The sequence below is a fragment of the Cellulomonas biazotea genome, from assembly GCF_004306155.1.
Taxonomy (GTDB): Bacteria; Actinomycetota; Actinomycetes; order Actinomycetales; family Cellulomonadaceae; genus Cellulomonas; species Cellulomonas biazotea.
In genome coordinates this window covers 1-424 of sequence record NZ_BIMR01000504.1, presented here as the reverse complement: position 1 = coordinate 424, position 424 = coordinate 1, and the positions used below count along the sequence as shown (strand labels likewise).

Below are 424 nucleotides of genomic sequence, written 5' to 3'. Positions count from 1 at the left end.
CCCCCCGCCCCCACGTCGACGTCAACGGGTGGCGGCGGGCTCGTCGTCCTGCGCGGGCTCGCGCTCCGGCTCCTCGGCCGACGCGCGCGCCGCGTCGTCGCCGGCGGCGTCCGCGGGCTCGGGCACGTCCTGCGCCTCGCGCTCACCGTCGGTGGGCGACGCGGCGTCGTCCCGGCCGTCGCTCGCGGCGGGCGTCGTCGAGGCGTCGTCGACCGTGTCGGCGGGCTTGTCGGCGGGCTTGTCGGCGGGCTTGTCGTCGCTCGCGGGCGCGTCCTTCGCGGGCGCGTCGGCCTGCTCCGCCGGCTCAGCCACGACCGGGACCGCCGCCGAGACCGGGGCGGGCCGGGCCTTCGCGGGCCGACCGGCGGGACGCGACGCCTTGGCCGGCCGGGTCGCGACGGGCGTGGCGGCCGCGGCCGCGGGC

The 424-nt window shown here is 82.3% G+C and carries 1 pseudogene; it reads right to left on the bottom strand.

Going from position 1 to position 424, the window contains the following annotated elements:
- Positions 1 to 21: 21 nt before the first annotated feature.
- A pseudogene (locus tag CBZ_RS22155) lies at positions 22 to 424 on the bottom strand (hypothetical protein); the annotation flags it as partial.